This window comes from Empedobacter tilapiae (assembly GCF_004785645.1).
Taxonomy (GTDB): domain Bacteria; phylum Bacteroidota; class Bacteroidia; order Flavobacteriales; family Weeksellaceae; genus Empedobacter; species Empedobacter tilapiae.
In genome coordinates, this window is record NZ_SRPE01000003.1 from 44,160 (window position 1) to 63,730 (window position 19,571).

A 19,571-nucleotide genomic window follows, 5' to 3' on the forward strand; every position below is an offset into this window, starting at 1 on the left:
CTACTATGGAAAATATTATACAGGTATCCTACGGTCAAACGGGCCAATCAACAATAGAAAATAACATGGGGATGAGAGAAATGCAAGCAAAAGCATTTCAAGCACGTCTTAGTCAATTGTTATTAATAAAAGCACCACCAGCGTCAGGGAAATCGCGTGCGTTGATGTTTATTGCATTAGATAAGCTAATTAATCAAGGGATTAAAAAAGTGATTGTAGCTGTTCCAGAAAGATCAATTGGTAGTTCTTTCAGTAAAACGGATCTTACATCTTCTGGTTTTTTTGCAAATTGGGAACCAAATGATCAATACAATTTGTGTACAGCTGGTGCTGATGGTTCAAAAAGCAAAGTGGATGCTTTCGTAAATTTTATGAAAGGTAATGAGAGAATTTTAATCTGTACCCATGCAACATTACGATTTGCTTACGAATCTTTACATGATGAAGATTTCAACGATTGTTTAATTGCAATTGATGAATTTCATCACGTATCTGCTTCTGGAGATAATATTCTTGGGACACTTTTGCGTAGTCTGATTAATAACTCATCAGTACATATTGTAGCGATGACTGGTTCTTATTTCCGAGGTGATTCTATACCTGTATTAATGCCTGAGGATGAAGCTAAATTTACTAAAGTAACCTATAATTATTACCAACAATTAAATGGATACAAACATCTTAAATCACTTGGTATAGGGTATCATTTTTATCAAGGAAAATATTATACTGCGATTAATGAAGTTCTTGATACAGATAAGAAGACTATTCTACACATTCCTAATGTTAATTCGGGAGAATCTACTAAAGATAAATATGAAGAGGTTGATCGTATTATTGATATGATTGGAGAAGTAGATCACATAGATAGTGATACAGGTCTAATACATGTGAAACGTTTTAAAGATGGTGAAATTATAAAAATTGCTGATTTGGTTAATGATGATCCAGCAATAAGACAACGTATACAAAACTTTATCAGAACCATTGAAAAAGAGGAAGATGTAGATTTAATTATTGCATTGGGTATGGCGAAAGAAGGTTTTGACTGGCCATATTGTGAACATGCATTAACAGTTGGTTACCGTGGGTCATTAACGGAAATCGTTCAAATTATTGGACGTTGTACGAGAGATTCATCGAATAAAAGTCATGCGCAGTTTACTAACTTATTATCTCAACCAGATGCACAGAGTGATGATGTGGTAAATGCGGTGAATAATATGTTAAAAGCAATTACAGCTTCATTGCTAATGGAACAGGTAATGGCACCGAACTTTAATTTCAAATTAAAAAAGGAAGATGATGATTTAGCTAAACCAGGAGAAATTATTATTCCTCCAGCTGACGGGAAGAGAATCACGAAGAGAGTAGCAAAAATTATCGAAGATGATTTAGTGGATTTAAAAGCATCTATACTACAAGATAAAGATGTGTCTAAAGCTATTGTAGGAACGATAGATCCAGAAGTAATTAATAAAGTTCTAATACCAAAGGTTATTAAAACCAAATACCCAGAATTAGATGATAAAGAGTTAGAAGATGTACGCAGACATGTTGTAACAGATTCAGCTTTCAAAACTGGTGAAGTTAAAGAAGTAGGTGGTAAAAAATTTATTACACTTGCGGATAAATTTATTAATATAGATGAAATTGATATTGATTTAATTGATACGATTAATCCTTTTCAAAAGGCTTTCGAGATTTTGTCTAAATCAGTTACGGTTCCAGTATTGAAAGCGATACAAGAAGTATTACTAGCATCTAAAATTAAGATTAGTGAAGAGGAAGCATTGATCACATGGCCAAAGATAGTTGCATTTGTTGAAGAGAATAAACGTGAACCAAGTTTAAATTCTTCGGATTTGTTAGAACTTAGGTTGGCAGAAGTGTTAGTTTATTTAAGAGATAAGAAACGAAAGGCAGCAAATGGATAAGAAGAGATACACATCATTAGAAGAAATCTTCTCAGATGATAGTCTTGGGTTGTTAAACGTAAAGCCAGCTGCACAAGTTATTTCTGAGGATGAAAGGTTAATTAATTCGTTTCAAGAAATTATTGAGTTCTACGAAGTGAATAATCGTGAGCCACATAAGAAAAATGGTTTTAAAGAACGTATGTTACATTCCAGATTAGAAGGGTTAAGAACGAATGAATCTCATATAAAGAAATTATCTTCGTTTGATATTTATAGTTTTTTGCCATCGCTTGATTTAGAGGATGAAACTACAGTAGAGAATACAATTGAGGAAAAACCTACAGTTGAAATTACATCAGTCCAAGATATACTGGATTTAGATCCATTTGGATTATTAGGTGGAGGATCAGCTGAGCAATTGGGTATTTTCGAATTAAATCATGTTACAGCACATAAGGATCGTGAGAAGACTGATGAGGTAGCGAAAAGAAAACGCTGTAAAGATTTCGATCAATATGAGCCATTGTTTAAAAAAGTTCATGAGGAGTTAAAATCTGGTGAGCGTAAGTACATTGATTTTACCATTGGAACATTAAAGGAGAATACATTTTACCTTCATAAAGGAATGATCTTCTTTATCGAATCAATTGATTGGTCCAGAGAAAATAGCTTTAAAGAAGATGGAACTCGTGTAAGAAAAGACGGAAGAACAAGATGTATTTTTGAGAACGGTACGGAATCGAATATGTTGTATCGTTCGGTAGAGAAAATGATGTATAATGACGCAGGAAAAGCAATTACACATCCAATATCAGGTACGGAGGATTATTTGTTTAATCAAGCTAATTTGGTACAGGAAGATGACGTAGCAACAGGTTACATTTATATCCTACAATCAAAATCACCGAATCAATTTATTCAAGCAATTCCGAATTTACATAAGATTGGTTTTTCTACAACACCAGTCAGAACTAGGATTAACAATGCTAAGAATGAACCGACATATCTAATGGATGAGGTACATCTATTGTCCGAGATCAAAACGTATAATTTGAACCCACAAAAGTTTGAGTCAATTATTCATCGTGTTTTTGGTGAGGTATGTGTTGATTTAGAAGTTGCAGATAAGTATGGAATAAAACATAAACCCAAGGAATGGTTTTCTGTACCGTACTCAGTGATAGATGAGGTTATTGATCGTATACTTGATGAAAGTATCTTGGGATTCTCTTATGATCCTAAAAAGATGTATTTAGTTAAAAGATGAGTACGAGTAAACTATTGTTATTAAACCAAGAACAGTTAATTCCTCCTTATATAAGAAATCTTGGTGGAATTGAATTTTCATTACAAGATTATCCATTTTGGAATGAATATGATGAATCTGTTAGATTGTATTCTCACCATTTTAGTGAGAATGAAGACCTAGTTGAGGTTTGGTATAAAGGAAAAACTTTAGTCGAATTGTTAAACGGAGCATTGAAGCTATATTATTTGTCTTATAATCGTTTAGATTATTTTACTGAATTAAGACCTTTAGAAATAGTAGATGTATATGGGAATGCAATTTATAAACCAGCAGATATTGATAAGATACTTCGGATTAACCCATTTGAAAATGATGGTGTAGAATATGATTTCTCCCAAGAGTTTAAACCTAGGAAACATTTCTTGAATGATATTATGCGATTATCATCAAATTTTAATGATGTGTTTGAAATTTTACTTTTTGCATCATTACAATATAATTTTGTAAACCTTTACAAATTATACGAAACTACTAAATTTTACTTCAAAAAGGAACTAAATCTTAATTTGGATAAAGGAATTCCATCATTACAAATTTCGAAAAGTAAAGTTGGTAAATTTAAAAATACTGCTAATTTTACCAACCATCATGTGTTTGATCTACTTACTTTAGATATCAGGCATGGCAGAAATAATGATAACAATTTAGGTGGAGGGATGGATTTAGAGGAAGCGAAACGAGAGGTGCTGGGATTTGCATTAAAATACATTCTAGAGAGATATAAATTAGTGTTTCATCCGTAATTTCATCCGTTTTTATATGTAATTGTATGAAATTCCTTTAAAATAAAGAGTTATTGTAAGTCCCGCCAGCTCCACTAAACTCCTTTAAAGTGAAATTTAAAGGAGTTTTTATTTTTAATTGAAAGTTTGTCATCTTTGATACTTATCATTTTATCTTTTTTAAAAACTATCTTATCTTAGTCGAATAATTAACACCTACTTAGAATAAGACTAGTACATCATGAGTTTATACGATTATTATAATTTTCCCATCCAGTTGGTTAACGGTTTTTTAGATGATTCTAAAAAAGTGATGATTAATATTTCACATTATTGTATTTATAGAGTTTTTATTGACAATTTTGAAAAATATTCTGGATCATTTACAGGGTATCAAAAAGCTTGTGATGATTTTGGGATTGAATTTAAGAATGTAGCAACTGCTTATCAGAATGGAAAAGATTTGTATGAAGCAACAATAGATAAAAGTCCAATGGTAGGAATGGGTTCTGAAATGTATTGGGATTACATGACAAATGAAAAAACTGAGTTTGAAAAAGTTTTATTATTAGGTGATTTAGCATTTAAGAGTATTTTAGGAGCAAAATCTTACATAAAACTGGATAATAAATACTGGTTTAGTAGAATGGATGGATCTGCTAAATCAATTTCAAAAGAAGAATTATCTCCAAAACTACAACGATACCTTAATGAATATCAAACGAAGAAGATTAAAAACAAATTAATTTCTGATTGGGGATTAGCTTCTTATTCAAGATACAATAGAGGTTTTTATGTGAGTTATAAAATGACCTTGGATGATTTGGCTTATCACGCAGAAAAAATTAGAAAATCTACTCAGGATAAAAAGATTAAGAATGATGTGAAATCAGCTCACGAAAAAGCATTAGAAAGACTAGAAAAAGAAGGAAAAATGAATTAAGATTTATTTTTTTATATAAAGCAAAAGTCCATCAAAATTTTGATGGACTTTTTATATAGCTAATGTTTTAATCTATATTTCTTTTACTGTAATAATATTTACAGGGCAAGCTTTGGCTGCACGTTCGCAATTATCTGCAATAGAATGATCAGGGTCTTTCAGTGTATGGAACCCTTTTTTATCAAGAGATTTTAATAAAACAGATTTTCCATCTTTTTTTGACATTCTGAATCGTTCTGGTGCTAACTCATAACAATAGTTGCATCCGATGCATTTATCGCGTTGTAACGTAATAATGACCATTGACAACTATTTTTTAATGAGAATAAGCGCCTTCTTCAACACTGTTTTGTTGCGTTCCTGGCTCTTCTACTTTTACTAATTTGTATAATTTATCAGAAGGACGAATTCTAAATTCCATCGGAATTGTAATCGAATCACCTTTTTTAGCTGTATCAGATTTTACATCTTCCACCATCATTTCTGTAACCACCATTTCTTTGGCTCCAGTTGTTGGTCCTGTTACTAAAATCAAATCTCCAACTTTCAAATCATATGCATCAATTACAAATTGACCAATACTTGGTTTTGGGAAGAAATGAACTCCTTTTCCAATATAAACTTTTTTCTGAGTTGCCATAGAACCTGGAACAGCAGACCATTCTCCTAATTTTTGACCTAAATAATATCCAGACCAAAAACCACGATTATAAACAGTTTGTAATAATCCCATCCAATAATCAACTTTTTCTTTCGAATATGTTTTATCTGCAATAGAATCAATTGCTTCTCTATAAGCACGAATCACAGTTGCAACGTACTCTGGAGCACGTCCGCGACCTTCGATTTTCAATACTTTTACACCAGCATCAACCACTTCGTCCAAAAATTCCATTGTACAAAGGTCTTTTGGTGACATCATGTATTCGTTATCTAATTCGATTTCGAAACCAGATTCTTGGTCTATTACAGTATATTTTTTACGACAGTTTTGTTTACAAGCTCCACGATTTGCAGAAGAATTATGAGAATGTAAGCTCAAATAACATTTACCTGAAACAGCCATACATAAAGCTCCGTGGCCGAAAATTTCTATTTCAACTAAATGTCCACTTGGTCCACGAACATCATCTTTGATAATTTGTTCACAAATCTTTTTTACTTGTTTCAAACTTAATTCACGCGACAATACCATTGTATCAGCAAACATTGCATAGAATTTTACTGTTTCGATATTCGTAACGTTAATTTGTGTCGAAATATGAATTTCAATCCCAATTTGTCTTGCATATGCAATAACTGATTGATCCATCGCAATAACAGCCGTAATTTTAGCTTCTTTTGCTCTGTCCAATAAGTTTTTGATTAAAGATAAATCGTGATCATATATAATTGTATTTAAAGTAAGGTAAGAACGCACACCTTTTTCTTCACAACGTTTTACGATTTCTGGTAAATCATCCATTGTAAAGTTTATTGATGCTCTCGCACGCATATTCAACTGCTCAACTCCGAAATATACAGAATCAGCTCCATTATCTAAAGCTGCTTGTAACGATTCGAAATTCCCAGCAGGAGCCATCAACTCCATTTTTCCATCTTTGGTCATACGAAAATTCTGATTTTAAGGTGCAAAGTTACAAAAAAATATAACTGGCTATGTTATTTATAATCAAGTTAAATTTTATTAAAAAAATAATTTTAAAAAAAAGTTTCATTTTAGCACAATATTTGACTTGATGTAGAAAAAGGAAATAATATGAAAAAAATAATTTTATCAACTATCTTAGGATTAGGATTTTTAACATCTTGTACTTCAAGTAAAATAGTAAATAAAGATGAAGAAACTTTAACAATTGCACCAGAAACAAGAGAATGTTCTGCAGGTGTTGCTAAAATGCAATGTATGCTGGTAAAGAAAGATAATACATCAGAGTGGCAATACTTTTATAATCAGATTGATGGATTTACTCATGAACCAGGATATGAGTATGAAATAGTAGTTTCAAAATCTAAAATAGAAAATCCGCCAGCTGATGCTTCTTCATTAAAATATAAGTTGATAAAGGTTGTAAGTAAAAAATTAGCAACAATGGAATAATTCGAGCTCTATTTCAAAGAATTTCGAGTAATTTTGCAGAATGTTAATAGAAAGTCTTCAAAATCCAAGGATTAAAAACTTGCTGAAATTGCAAGAAAAATCAAGAGAACGTAAAAATCAAGGTTTGTTTATTGTGGAAGGAACACAAGAAAATGAATTGGCTATAAAAGGTGGTTACGAAGCTGTTGAAATTTATATTTGCGAAGATATTTATAACAAATCAATTGATTTTGAACAAGCAAAAGTCTTTACAATTACCAAACAAGTTTTTGAGAAGCTTGCGTATAGAAAATCGACAGGCGGAATTATTGGTGTCTATAAAACGAAATCTTCATCATTAACGGATTTACAATTACCAGAAAATGCGTTGGTTGTTGTTTTGGAAGCTGTAGAAAAACCTGGGAATCTTGGAGCGGTTTTACGAACTGGAGATGGAGCAAAAGTGGATGCTGTAATTGTTTGTGATGAAACAGTAGATTTTTTCAATCCAAATGTGATTCGTTCTTCTGTTGGAACTTTGTTTACAAATCAAATTGCGTCTGCGAGTAAAGAGACTGTTTTGGATTTCTTAAAGTCGAAAAATATTCAAGTTGTTTCAACATTTTTAAGAGAAGAAACAAAGAATTTATATGAAACTGATTTTACTAAATCATCTGCAATTATTTTAGGAACAGAAGCAACAGGACTTTCTGATTTTTGGGCAGATCACTCTGATTCGTTAATCAAAATTCCTATGTTAGGTTTTGTAGATTCTTTGAATGTTAGTAATGCCGCTGCTATTTGTGTATATGAGGCTGTAAGACAAAGACAATAGAAATACTTAAATAATAAAAAAACCATTTCTTTTAAGAAATGGTTTTTTACTTAATCTATTTTTTTCCGAATAGTTTACTTAAGAAAGATTTTCCTTTGTTATGATTTTCTCCATAGCCATAGCCATAACCGTATCCATAACCATATCCTTTTGTAAAGTCAACATCGTTTACAACCATTGCCATATTCTGAAGACGATCATCATGATATAAGTCTCTAGGAATTGCTAACATACGTTTATCTAAATAATTGGCACGAACAACATACATTGTAATATCTGCACTATTAGAAATTAATAATGTATCTGTAACTAAGCTAACAGGAGCTGTATCAACTAATACATAATCATAATTTTCTTTACCGTATTTAATTATATCTTCGAATCGACCATTCATTAATAATTCTGAAGGATTTGGAGCGACCTGACCAGAATAAATAACATCAAATTTATAATTCGCAGGATTTTTAATTACAATATCGCTAATATTTACGTCTTTTGAAATCAAGTATTCAGTTACGCCATATTTATTTCTATATTGATCTGTTATACCTAAATAATCTAATACTTTAGGGCTTCTTATATCTGCACCAATTAATAATACCGACTTACCAGACATTGTTAAGATTTGGGCAAGATTTGTAGAAATAAAAGTTTTTCCTTCTCCACTTGTTGTAGATGTTATATAGATTGATTGTGGATCAGTAGAATTTCTAAGAAGGAAATTCATATTTGTTCTCAAAATTCTGAATGCTTCTGCGACGCTCGAGCTATCATTATGTTCTATAATAGAAATATCACTTTTAGGAACTTGCCCAGCAATTGGAGCTCCTACAGCATCTTCTACATCTTCTTTAGAATTTACATTGTTATTTAATAATTTGTAAATGTAAATAAAAGCAAATGGAACAATTATTCCTAAAATCATAGCACCTAATAAAACAATATTCTTTTTAGGTGAAACAGGAATTTTAGAATCGTAAGCAAAATCAATAACCTTTATATTTTCAGGTGTTGCAGCAGCTTTTATTTCATTTTCTTCTCGTTTTTGTAATAAGAATAAGTATAAAGCTTCAACAATTTGTTGTTGTCTTGAGATATCTCTAAATCCACGCTCTTGACTTGGAACTTTCTGAATACGACTTCTTATTTGATTTTGTTTCGTTTGAATAGAACTTAAAGTTGTTTGAGTATTATTTCTGTATAAACGTAAACTATTTTTTAAGTTTCGTTTAATATCACTAATCTGTTCCTGAAGTTTTACGACATTTGGATGTTCATTAGTCACAGACTTTAACATGTCATCTTTCGTTAAAACTAATTCGTTATAAGAAGCAATCTGTGAAGCAATAGTTTGATCTTGTAAACCAATATTTGTTGGTAAGAGATCTGATTTATTAGAACTTAAAGCGGAGTTCATATAATCGACTAATTGAAGTTGAGTAGAAGATTCTAATAATTTCTTCTCATTATCAGATGCATTTTGTAAGAAAATATTTGCTTCTGAAGTAACATCTGTAATATCGTTGCTTTGTTTATATCTTTCTAAATCTTTATCTACTCCTTGAAGATCTCCAGTAACAATAGCTAACCTAGAATCAATAAATTTAGAAGTTGCTTCTGTCAATTTATTGTTATCGGTAACAAGGTCTAAATTATATTGTTTAATTAAATCATCAATAAACTGTTTCGAAATCTCAGGAACGCTACCAACTAAATTGAAGTTAACAATTTTAGAATTTTTATCACTGTTTGGTTCAATTTGAATTTTAGCTTGATAATAATTAACAGTATTATTTAATGAACTTAGTTTAATTAAATATTCAGAATCAATACTTTTTGAAATATTTTTATTTGGACTAATAACGATATCTCCAAAAGGAGATTTAATTTTTTGACCAAAAGAATAAGATTTTGTTTCTTTTGTATTATTATTAGTTAAGCTAAACTTTGTCGTAGATTCTATTTTAACATTTAGCTCTTCATATAGTTCATCATTAAGTTTATCAGCTTCATTAAGAAATAAAATCTTAATAGGAGAGTTACTAGCTGTTGTTTCTATTTCAGCGATTCGTCCAACACTAAAGTAACGAATGTTAAGATTATTTTGTTCTACAACTTTAGAAATAAGTCTTCTTGATTTTAAAATTTCAATTTGATCTCCAACTTCAGCATTAGAACTTGTTCCAAACATTGTAGCTGCATCAGCTAAACCAGCTAATTCTCCTGCTGCAGATTCTTTTTCATTTAAAAGAATTTTAGCAGAAACTTGATATTGTTTCTGAGTGTATTTTAAATAAAATAATGCACCAATTATTGCAACTAGTAAACCTAATACAAACCATTTCCAATAATATAGATATTGTTCTAAAACTTGTCTTAGATTAATATTTTCTTCTTCATCTTCAAATGAAGTGTTGTTCTTAGAATTATTTATTTGATTCATTTTACCTTGTTAAAACAGAAATTACAGAAATTACCACACCAGCCATAGAAATCCATAATGTGTAGTTGGGTGTAAACTTAGATGCAGAAATTTGTGCAGAATTAGGTTCTACATAAACAACATCGTTTTGAGCTAAGTAATATACAGGAGAGTTTAAAGCTGATTCTGAAGTTAAATCAACATTATAGCGTTCTTTAACACCATTACTTTCTCTAATAACTGTAATGTTTTCTCTTTTTCCCTTTATAGTTAAGTCACCTGCCATTCCTAAAGCATCTAAAAGAGTTATTCTTTCGGTAGGAACAATAAAGCTACCTGGCCGAGAAACTTCTCCTAATACACTAATTCTGAAGTTTACAAAATTTACATTAACTCCAGGATTTACAACATATTTACTTACTTTTTCTTTTATTGTTTCTATAGCTTGACTTCTAGTTAGTCCAGCTAATTTTACACTACCAACCATTGGTAAACTAATATTACCATTCTCATCAACTGTATAAGTTGGACTATATGGAGAAAGAGCATTATTGTTAGCTGTAGTTTGAATTGTACTTAATTGGTTGAATGGTGCAGCAGCAGCAACATCAGCAGCAGAAATAACAATTGCTAATTGATCGGTTGGTTGTATTTTTGGTATATATTGTTCAAAACTTGTAGTTAATTGTTCTTGGTTTTGAAAATAAACAATTTCTTTTCTAGAACCACATGCTGTGATTGTAATTAAAGAAATAATACATAAAAATTGGAAAATTCTATTTTTCATAAGTTATATTATCAAGTTTTTCATATTCTGAATTTTGAGAAATAAATTCAGGTACAATCTCTTTTATTTTAGCTACTAAACCCATTACCTGTTCATGTTTTTCGATAGTAGAAGACATTAAACATAATTCTTCAATTAACTTTTTATTATCATGACATTTCTGCGTATTTACTTTAGCAATCATAATTTTTTCATGATGAGTTTTTACAGTATTTTCATCATTAGCCAAAAGCTCTTCGTAAATTTTTTCTCCAGGACGTAATCCTACTATTTTAATATCAATTTCTTCAGGATATTTATAACCACTTAATCTAATCATTCTTTTTGCAAGATCAATAATTTTCATTGATTCTCCCATATCAAATACAAAAATCTCTCCACCTTTTCCCATTATAGCTGCTTCTAATACAAGTTGACAAGCTTCAGGAATGGTCATAAAGAAACGAGTGATATCTGGGTGTGTTACGGTAAGAGGACCACCATTTTCTAATTGTCTTTTGAAAAGAGGAATTACAGATCCATTTGAACCTAATACATTTCCAAAACGTGTAACGATATAGTTTGTTTTTGATGATTCATTGATACAATTAACATAAATTTCAGCAACACGTTTTGTAGCTCCCATTACATTTGTTGGATTAACAGCTTTATCTGTTGAAACCATTACAAACTTTTCTGAGTTAAATTCGCTTGCTAAATCAGCAATTATTTTAGTCCCATAAATATTTGTATTGATAGCTTCGTATGGAAATTTTTCCATTAATGGAACATGCTTATAAGCTGCAGCATGAAAAATAACTTGTGGATGGTACTTATCAAAAAGACTTCGCATTCTTTTATTATCTCTCACGCTCGAAACGATATAATCTATTCTTTTTTGCTTTTCTTCTGATATTTCATTTTTAAGTGACTGTTGAATATCATAAAGAGCTGATTCAGCTTGATCAATCAAAATTAATTGATCAAAATCCATCATTGCAATTTGTCTAGAAATTTCACTTCCTATGGATCCTGCAGCTCCTGTTACTAAAACTCTTTTTCCTTTAATATTCTCATTTATTATTGGATTTTTCAGTTTTATAGATTCTCTTCCTAATAAATCTTCAATTTTTAATTGTTTGATTTGATTAGGTTTATATGTTCCGTCAATCCAATTTGATATAGGAGGAATTATTTTTATATTAACATTTAAATCCTCTAAAGATTTAGAAAGATTTAATAATTGATTTGTTTTGATATTTTGGATAGAAATAATAATTTCTGAAATATCATTTCTATCAATAAATTTCTCATCAATATCATTGATAGAATAAATTTTAAGTCCATCTATAAAAGTTCCTATTTTAGATTGATTATCATCAATGAAACCTATAACTTTATTGTTATATTGAGTGTCGTTTTGTAGTATATCTCTTGTGATTAATCCAGAGTCACCTGCACCATAGATAAAGACCCTTTGAACAACTTTATTTTTAGAGAAAAAATAATCATATATCCATTTATAATATAACCTTGCAATAACCATTGCAACTGTGGTAATAAATAAATGTACAAATATGACAGAATATGACATTCTAAATGTCAAAGATAAATTAGGTAAGTTTAATTTATTTTCTAAAAATTGGCGGTAAATAAAAGAAATAAAAAAAAGTATTAGAAAAGCAGTCGTATTTGAAACAAATACATTTTCTGCATCTTTTAACCCAGTTTTCCTTACGATTCCTTTATATGTTTTAAAATATAAAAAACATAAAGTATAAATAAGTGTTATAAAAGGTAATTTATAGACAAGTTTTTCTACACTAAATGTGTTTAGAAAACTATTCAAAATAAAATTACTTAGGATATAACTTATGAAAACAATAAGTATATCTATCACTAATACCACCCATCTTGGAGTATTAAAGTGTTGACTAAAAGGGTTCAATATTATAGTAATTTAAGTAATTGTAAAGTTAAAAAAAAATCAGGAATAGACACCCAAAAATTGGAAAAATCTATCCCTGATTAGTAATTCTATTTTAGAATAATTATTTTACTCTGAAAACAACTCTTCTTGCTAATTGGTGAGAAGAAACTTGAGAGTTTTTGAACTCTTTATCTTCACCTTCACCAATAGTAGTTAATTGAGAAGCATTAGCTCCTTGGTTAACTAAAATTGCTTTAACATTTTCTGCTCTTCTACGAGATAAGTTTTTATTGAACGCATCTCCTCCTACTGGATCAGCATAACCTAAAATTTCAATCTGAGCATTTGGTTTTGCTTTTAAGTATTCAGATACAAATTTGATACCTCCAACTGATTGTTGATATGGTTTATCAGAATTGTAATCGAAGTATACATTAATAATTCCAGAGTTAATCATTTGCTCTAAGAAATCAGCGTCGTTAACGATTGTTGTATTTCCTCCAGCATTTTGTTTGATGTATTCTTCAATGTTATCTGGAATACCATTACCATTATGATCAATAGTAACACCTTTAGTATCAACTACAGCACCTGGAGCAGAATCTGGTTCTTGATCTAAGTAATCAGCAACACCATCTCCATCAGTATCTTTTAACATTTGTTCAATGTTAGTAATTCTATCTTCTAAATCAGAACGAGTTGGTTCATAAACCCAGTCAGCGTGTTTTTCATTTTTACCTAAGTAAAATGTTAGACCAAGTGTAGCATTCCATAAAGAACCATCAAACCCTCTTTTAGCGGCCTCATCTGAAGACTGTCCGTCCCAAGTAGTATTTTGACGAATAGTTTTTGTATAAGATAAATCACCAGTTAAAACAATTCTATTTGTTAATTTAATTTGAGGTGTTAATCCTAAAGAAATTAATCCCATTTCATCATTATCATCTAATAGACCTGAAGAATCTCCTTTAGTCGCATCATTGTTCATGAAACCATAACCAACTCCACCATGAGCTAATAAACCAATTGTGTTAGTCCAAGTTTCGAAATTCATCATACGACCTAAGTTTGCTACTCCTGATAAATCTACACGGTAGAAATTAGATCTGAAATGTTTTGACCCTTCTCCTTCTTTTAAACGGTCATAACCACCAGATAATTTTAAACCGAATTTGTTGTTAAACATATAACGAACACCAAAGTTTGCATTATAGAAACTTGGAGTTTCATTATAGTATCCATTTGTAAATGGAGCTGTAGCTTTATTGGCACCAGCTTGTGCCTCAATAGACCACTTGTTGTAATCATTGTTAACTGTTTCAGTAGTTTCTTGCGCTTGAGCAAAAATTCCTAATCCAATTACACTTAATAGGTATGAAATCTTTTTCATGAGGATATATTTAATTACAAAATTATATAAATACTTAAAATACGAATAAACAATTAATGTTAAAAAAGCCCATAACTAACGAAAGTCATGATATTTTTTTATAATTACTTTAACGTGACTTGAAATTACACAATAACTATGCCGGAATTAATTTTTGTTTTTTTTATACCTTCTTTGAATCATTTAAATTATTTTTGCACAAATATTCCCAAAACAAACAATGGAACAATCAGCATTTCTTTTTTCGACAAGAGGATCAATAGATTTGGCAGAGAAAATAGCCGAATATTATGGTCAAGAACTTGGTAAATCTAAAATTGTAGAATTTAGTGACGGAGAATTCGTCCCAGCTTTCGAGCAACCAATTCGTGGAGCTCGTGTTTTCTTAATTGGTTCTACAATGCAGCCAACAGACAATTTAATGGAGTTACTTTTGATGTGTGATGCCGCAAAACGTGCTTCAGCTAAAAGTATTACTGCAGTTATTCCTTATTTTGGTTTTGCGCGTCAAGATCGCAAAGATGCTCCTCGAGTACCAATTGGAGCCAAGTTGGTTGCTAAAATGTTAATGACAGCAGGTGCAACACGTGTAATGACAATGGATTTACATGCAGATCAAATTCAAGGTTTCTTTGAAATTCCAGTTGATCATTTATTTGCATCTACAATTTTTGTAGAATATATTAAAGGATTAGGTTTGGACGATATTTGTATTGCTTCTCCTGATATGGGAGGTGCGAAACGTGCAAATACATACGCAAAATACCTTAATGCAGATATAGTAATATGTCATAAAGAGCGTAAAGTTGCTAATCAAGTTGATAGTATGATGTTGATAGGAGAAGTTGAAGGTAAGAATGTTATTTTAGTTGATGATATGATTGATACTGCAGGAACATTAGCAAAAGCTGCTGAATTGATTATGTCGAAGGGAGCAAAATCTGTTCGTGCAATTGCTACTCATGGTGTTTTATCTGGACCTGCTTATGAACGTCTTGATAACTCTATGTTAACGGAAATTGCTATAACTGATAGTATTCCATTAAAAAATACTTCCGTATCTAAAATAAAAGTATTATCTTGCGCTCCGCTTTTTGCAGATGTTATGCATTTAGTACATAGTAATAAATCTATTAGTCAACGTTTTGTTATCTAGTGGTTTAGCTAAAATTAAATTATTTTTTATTATATAAATTATTATGAAGTCAATTACAATTCAAGGTGTAAAAAGAGAAGACTTAGGTAAAGTGGCAACACGTAACCTACGTAATGCTGAGCAAGTACCTTGTGTGGTTTATGGTTCAGGAGAGCCTATCCACTTTTCAGCTGATGAAAAAGCATTCAAATCATTAGTTTATACTCCAGATGCTCATACAGCAACTATCGAGTTAGCTGATGGAGCTAAAATTCAAGCAATTTTACAAGATATTCAGTTTCATCCAGTAACTGATAGAATCTTACACGTAGATTTTTACCAATTAAGCGACGACAAACCAGTAACAATGGAAGTTCCTGTTCGTTTAGTAGGACGTGCTCGTGGTTTAGTAGCTGGTGGGGTTTTACGTTTCAACATGCGTAAATTAAAAGTTCGTGCTATTCCAGCAAACTTACCAAACGAAATTGAAATCGATATCACTCCAATGAGAATTGGTCACAAAATGTATGTTGAATCATTGAAAAATGATAATTATACATTCGCTCATCCAGATAATGCAGTAGTAGTAGCTATCCGTACTTCTCGTAATGCAGTTAAGGATGCTGATCAAGACGAAGATGAAGAATAGAAATTTTCTTTTCAGATAAAATTAAACCACTCAATTTTGAGTGGTTTTTTTATTTAAAAAAATATTAAGATAAATTTGTCCGATTTAAAATTAGTTGTATATTTGCTATGTATTTTTAATGAATAAAAGAAGTTAATGTTTTCAAAGGCTTGTGAATATGGAATAAAGGCTTGTGTTTTTATAGCACAAGAATCTCAAAAAGGAAATAGAGTAAACTTGAAGCAAATAGCAAATTCCATTAATTCACCAGAAGCTTATACAGCAAAAATTTTGCAACAATTAGTGAAGGCAAATGTTATATCTTCTGTAAAAGGAAAGATGGGAGGTTTTCAAATGGATGCAGAACATTTTGAAGATGTAAAATTGGTTCACATAATAAAAGCAATAGATGGTGATGGATTATATCATAGCTGTATTTTAGGATTGGTTGAATGTGATGCGAAAAAACCTTGTGCTTTACATAGTCGAGTTTATAGTATTCGTAAAGATTTGAGAACGATGTTAGAAGAAACTTCTATGTTTAATTTGATTGATGATTTAGAGAAAGGATTAGCTTTTCTTAAACATTAAAAAAATTTAAAATTAAATCAGATAAAAATATCCGATTATCCGAATTGAAAATGTAATGATATGAAACTAACGATAGAAATTCCTCAGACTAAATCATCTCATCTTACTTATTCAGTCAGATTGAACTTGAATGAAGCTTGCACAAGACACCACAAGACATTATTTTTTTGTTGGAATATCAGAGCAGGAATAGATAAAGGAGTTGATATACAACGTATAGTAGACTATGTGAATTGGTATGGCGAAGAAATCTTATTTAAAAAATTCGAAATAGAAGAACAATATTTATTTACATTGTTAGACGAAGATCATTATCTAGTAAAAAGAGCATTGAAAGAACACAGACGTTTAAGACGTTTGTTTAAAATAGATACTAAAAATCCAATGAAAAGCTTGATTTACATTGAAGAAGAATTGGATTTGCATATCAGATTCGAAGAAAAACAAATGTTTCCAGAATTTGAAAAAAACGCAACACAAAAACAATTAAAAGAAATTAAAGATCAATTTAATAAACTTTTAACAAATACAGATTGGAAAGATCAATTTTGGTTATAGATCTCTCATAACTAAAAATTTTTACTTATAATTTTTTAGATGATTTTTGAAAAGAAAAGCTCGATTTTGCAGGTCGAGCTTTTTGCTTTTTTATAGATTTTCTAAAAATTTCTCAGGATCTTCAAGAAATTTAAATCCATTAGATTGATGAATGTTTTCTATAAATAATTCTTTTTCAGCTTCAAAAAAAAACATATTTAACATTCGTAAATTTTAGATGATATTCTTGAGCAATTTCGATTAATAAATCAATTGACTGTATAATATTGATTTCATTTCTTAAATCGAATCTGAAATTGAAAAAATTAATATTGTCATTTTCATCAAAACCTATAGAACAATCATTATCATAAAAGTTTGAAGTATCTCCTTTCCAATAAAGAAAATTATTACTTATACTTTTTTGATCTGTAATGAATTCATCAATCTTTAATTCAATTTCATTTTTATTGACAAAGGTTTCATTCCAAAAACATTCGGTACTTTTTAAGTAGTCAGAATCCTCTTGTTTGATGAATTCTAAATAATTTTTATCGAAATTAATTAATGGAATTAAGGAAACATTGTATTGCCAAATAGCCATATTTTACTTCTTAATCTTAATTTCAAAAATTTTGTCCCAAAGTTTTCCTGTTAATAACATGTTTCCGTTGTCTTTGAATGCAATTCCGTTCAATTCTTGCGCTTGAGGATTTCCTTGCTTACCTTTTAGTTCAGCGAAATTAAATTCAGCTTTAACGGCTCCTGTTTTTGGATCAATAACTACAATGTTACTATTATCTGAATGTCCAGATTTTAGATAAACATTCGCATAAATTAAACCATCATGATATTCAATTTCATTTAAATAGCTATATGGTTGTTGGCTATCAAATGCCTGAACCGTTCTTAGATAATTAAAATTCTCGTCGAAGAAATGAATACGTTGAGAACCTTCTGTTACAGCCAATTCTTTTCCAATTGTTGTAATTCCCCAACCTTCAATTATTTGAGCTGGCATATCAAATTTTTGAACTTGGTTAAAGTTTAAATCATATTTATAAATGACACGATCTTGCCAAGTTAATTGATAAATAAACCCATTCAATTCTGTAATTCCTTCACCAAAAACATCATCTTTTATTTGATATAATTTTGTAGGTTCAGTTGCTCCCAATTTATATTCAATCAAACGTGTTTTTCCATCGCGAAGTCCAGTTCCTTCAAAAATATTTCCGTTTTTGAAATAAAATCCTTGTGTAAAATAATCGTTATTATGTGGGTAAGTTCCTACAATTTCATAAGACCATTGAGCTGCAGGTTCATTTGCATAAACAACGAATGTAAAATCTCGTGAATTTGTTTCTTCTTCTCCTTTAAAGAATCTCAAATTAACAGTATGATTTCCTAAGCTAATTGCTTTTCCGTCAATTGTAAAATCAGCTGGAACTTCTTGTCCATCTACTGAAACAACAACTTTCGTAATTCCCTCTAAATTGGTTAAAGGAATATCTATTTTATCTCCAATTTTATATTTGTTTTGTTCAATTTTAGAAACAATTTCTGTAATTGCTGTGTTATTTTTTCCAGATGAATCTTTGCAAGAAAAGAACAATGAAGAGAAAACTGTAGCACAAACTGATGCTGCGATTAAATATTTTTTCATTTGATGTTTTTTGATGTTTTAAGAATTAGGTTGCTAATTCTATTACAAATATATCTATTTTCTTCGATTCGGATTATTTTTTACAAAAGCATCCCAGCTCGAATAAGAACTTGAAGTTCCTGCTGTTTTATTAGAATTTAGGTAATGACAAACTGCTACAGCAAGACCATCTGTAGCATCCAAACGTTTTGGAATTTCTTTTAAACCAAGTAAGTGTTGTAACATCCCTGCGACTTGTTCTTTTGATGCATTTCCGTTTCCTGTTATAGCCATTTTTACTTTTTTAGGAGCATATTCTACAACAGGCATATCACGATGCAAACAAGCTGCAATGCAGACACCTTGCGCTCGACCAAGTTTTAACATTGATTGAACATTAACACCAAAGAATTGTGCTTCGATGGCTAATTCATCAGGATGATACTGATCAATAATAGCTAATGTTTTTTCAAAAATCCTTTTCAATTTTGTTTGTTGATTCGGGAGTTTATGTAATAACAACTCATCTAAAGTAATCAACTTTATCTTATTATTCTTTACTTCGATTAGTCCAAATCCCATTACCATTGTTCCAGGATCAATTCCTAAAATAATCTTTTCCATCGTTGCTAAGATATTAAGATATTATTAGAATTATGTTCAATTTCAACGAGTATTAGTACTTTGAAAAATAATCGTGAAAGATTTATTAGGAATAC

Annotated in this window: 19 protein-coding genes; 10 read left to right on the top strand and 9 right to left on the bottom strand. The window is 30.4% G+C overall.

What is annotated here, in order from left to right:
* Positions 1 to 5: 5 nt before the first annotated feature.
* The 4 genes from E4J94_RS04295 (at position 6) to E4J94_RS04310 (ending at position 4,893) form a co-directional block, all read left to right on the top strand.
* The gene (locus E4J94_RS04295) at positions 6 to 1,937 is read left to right on the top strand and encodes a DEAD/DEAH box helicase (RefSeq protein WP_135834637.1); all 1,932 of its coding nucleotides are present in this window, start codon (positions 6 to 8) and stop codon (positions 1,935 to 1,937) included.
* The gene (locus E4J94_RS04300) at positions 1,930 to 3,186 is read left to right on the top strand and encodes a GIY-YIG nuclease family protein (RefSeq protein WP_135834638.1); all 1,257 of its coding nucleotides are present in this window, start codon (positions 1,930 to 1,932) and stop codon (positions 3,184 to 3,186) included. Before E4J94_RS04295 ends, E4J94_RS04300 begins: the two co-directional genes overlap by 8 nt.
* Positions 3,183 to 3,971, top strand: a complete 789-nt coding sequence (locus tag E4J94_RS04305) for a hypothetical protein (protein WP_135834639.1) — start codon at positions 3,183 to 3,185, stop codon at positions 3,969 to 3,971. The genes E4J94_RS04300 and E4J94_RS04305 overlap by 4 nt, the downstream gene beginning before the upstream one ends.
* A gap of 220 nt (positions 3,972 to 4,191) precedes the next feature.
* A complete protein-coding gene (locus E4J94_RS04310) occupies positions 4,192 to 4,893 on the top strand; it encodes a hypothetical protein (RefSeq protein ID WP_135834640.1) in 702 nt (233 codons plus the stop codon).
* 72 nt (positions 4,894 to 4,965) lie between these two features.
* Here E4J94_RS04310 and E4J94_RS04315 read toward each other — a convergent pair whose 3' ends face one another.
* Both E4J94_RS04315 and E4J94_RS04320 read right to left on the bottom strand, forming a co-directional pair.
* Positions 4,966 to 5,196: a ferredoxin gene (locus E4J94_RS04315; protein WP_135834641.1), complete on the bottom strand. Its 231-nt coding sequence runs from the start codon at positions 5,194 to 5,196 to the stop codon at positions 4,966 to 4,968.
* 13 nt (positions 5,197 to 5,209) lie between these two features.
* A complete protein-coding gene (locus tag E4J94_RS04320; protein ID WP_135834642.1) occupies positions 5,210 to 6,502 on the bottom strand; it encodes a peptidase U32 family protein in 1,293 nt (430 codons plus the stop codon).
* A gap of 150 nt (positions 6,503 to 6,652) precedes the next feature.
* On the opposite strand from E4J94_RS04320, the gene E4J94_RS04325 reads away from it, so the two are divergent.
* On the top strand, positions 6,653 to 6,994 hold the full coding sequence (locus tag E4J94_RS04325) for a DUF4377 domain-containing protein (RefSeq protein ID WP_135834643.1): 342 nt from the start codon (positions 6,653 to 6,655) through the stop codon (positions 6,992 to 6,994).
* A gap of 40 nt (positions 6,995 to 7,034) precedes the next feature.
* Positions 7,035 to 7,808 carry a TrmH family RNA methyltransferase gene (locus tag E4J94_RS04330; RefSeq protein ID WP_135834644.1) on the top strand — a complete coding sequence of 258 codons (774 nt, stop codon included), beginning with the start codon at positions 7,035 to 7,037 and terminating at the stop codon, positions 7,806 to 7,808.
* 55 nt (positions 7,809 to 7,863) lie between these two features.
* On the opposite strand, the gene E4J94_RS04335 is transcribed toward E4J94_RS04330, so the two are convergent.
* The 4 genes from E4J94_RS04335 to E4J94_RS04350 form a co-directional block, all read right to left on the bottom strand.
* Positions 7,864 to 10,251 carry a GumC family protein gene (locus E4J94_RS04335; RefSeq protein WP_135834645.1) on the bottom strand — a complete coding sequence of 796 codons (2,388 nt, stop codon included), beginning with the start codon at positions 10,249 to 10,251 and terminating at the stop codon, positions 7,864 to 7,866.
* 1 nt (position 10,252) lies between these two features.
* The gene (locus tag E4J94_RS04340) at positions 10,253 to 11,017 is read right to left on the bottom strand and encodes a polysaccharide biosynthesis/export family protein (RefSeq protein ID WP_135834646.1); all 765 of its coding nucleotides are present in this window, start codon (positions 11,015 to 11,017) and stop codon (positions 10,253 to 10,255) included.
* Positions 11,007 to 12,944 carry a polysaccharide biosynthesis protein gene (locus E4J94_RS04345; RefSeq protein ID WP_246034254.1) on the bottom strand — a complete coding sequence of 646 codons (1,938 nt, stop codon included), beginning with the start codon at positions 12,942 to 12,944 and terminating at the stop codon, positions 11,007 to 11,009. The genes E4J94_RS04340 and E4J94_RS04345 overlap by 11 nt, the downstream gene beginning before the upstream one ends.
* A 103-nt stretch (positions 12,945 to 13,047) precedes the next feature.
* Entirely contained in the window at positions 13,048 to 14,316 is a 1,269-nt protein-coding gene (locus E4J94_RS04350) for an OmpA family protein (RefSeq protein WP_135834648.1), read from the bottom strand.
* Positions 14,317 to 14,536: 220 nt separating this feature from the next.
* Between E4J94_RS04350 and E4J94_RS04355 the strand changes: the two genes are divergently transcribed.
* The 4 genes from E4J94_RS04355 to E4J94_RS04370 all read left to right on the top strand — a co-directional run bounded on the left by E4J94_RS04355 (position 14,537) and on the right by E4J94_RS04370 (position 17,228).
* Complete coding sequence (locus tag E4J94_RS04355) at positions 14,537 to 15,472, top strand: ribose-phosphate pyrophosphokinase (protein WP_135834649.1); 936 nt, start codon at positions 14,537 to 14,539, stop codon at positions 15,470 to 15,472.
* 43 nt (positions 15,473 to 15,515) lie between these two features.
* Positions 15,516 to 16,100, top strand: coding sequence for a 50S ribosomal protein L25/general stress protein Ctc (locus tag E4J94_RS04360; protein ID WP_135834650.1), 585 nt, complete (start codon positions 15,516 to 15,518; stop codon positions 16,098 to 16,100).
* Positions 16,101 to 16,235: 135 nt separating this feature from the next.
* Positions 16,236 to 16,670 (top strand): RrF2 family transcriptional regulator, encoded by a 435-nt coding sequence (locus E4J94_RS04365; RefSeq protein WP_135834651.1) that lies wholly within the window; start codon positions 16,236 to 16,238, stop codon positions 16,668 to 16,670.
* A 60-nt stretch (positions 16,671 to 16,730) separates the two neighbouring features.
* Positions 16,731 to 17,228 carry a hemerythrin domain-containing protein gene (locus E4J94_RS04370; protein ID WP_135834652.1) on the top strand — a complete coding sequence of 166 codons (498 nt, stop codon included), beginning with the start codon at positions 16,731 to 16,733 and terminating at the stop codon, positions 17,226 to 17,228.
* Between the two features lie 181 nt (positions 17,229 to 17,409).
* Here E4J94_RS04370 and E4J94_RS04375 read toward each other — a convergent pair whose 3' ends face one another.
* From E4J94_RS04375 to ruvC, 3 genes are read right to left on the bottom strand one after another with little or no spacing between them, the layout of a single operon-like run.
* Positions 17,410 to 17,811: a hypothetical protein gene (locus E4J94_RS04375; protein ID WP_135834653.1), complete on the bottom strand. Its 402-nt coding sequence runs from the start codon at positions 17,809 to 17,811 to the stop codon at positions 17,410 to 17,412.
* 3 nt (positions 17,812 to 17,814) lie between these two features.
* A complete protein-coding gene (locus tag E4J94_RS04380) occupies positions 17,815 to 18,873 on the bottom strand; it encodes a glutaminyl-peptide cyclotransferase (RefSeq protein ID WP_135834654.1) in 1,059 nt (352 codons plus the stop codon).
* Positions 18,874 to 18,927: 54 nt separating this feature from the next.
* Positions 18,928 to 19,476, bottom strand: coding sequence for a crossover junction endodeoxyribonuclease RuvC (ruvC, locus tag E4J94_RS04385; protein WP_135834655.1), 549 nt, complete (start codon positions 19,474 to 19,476; stop codon positions 18,928 to 18,930).
* Between the last annotated feature and the right edge of the window lie 95 nt (positions 19,477 to 19,571).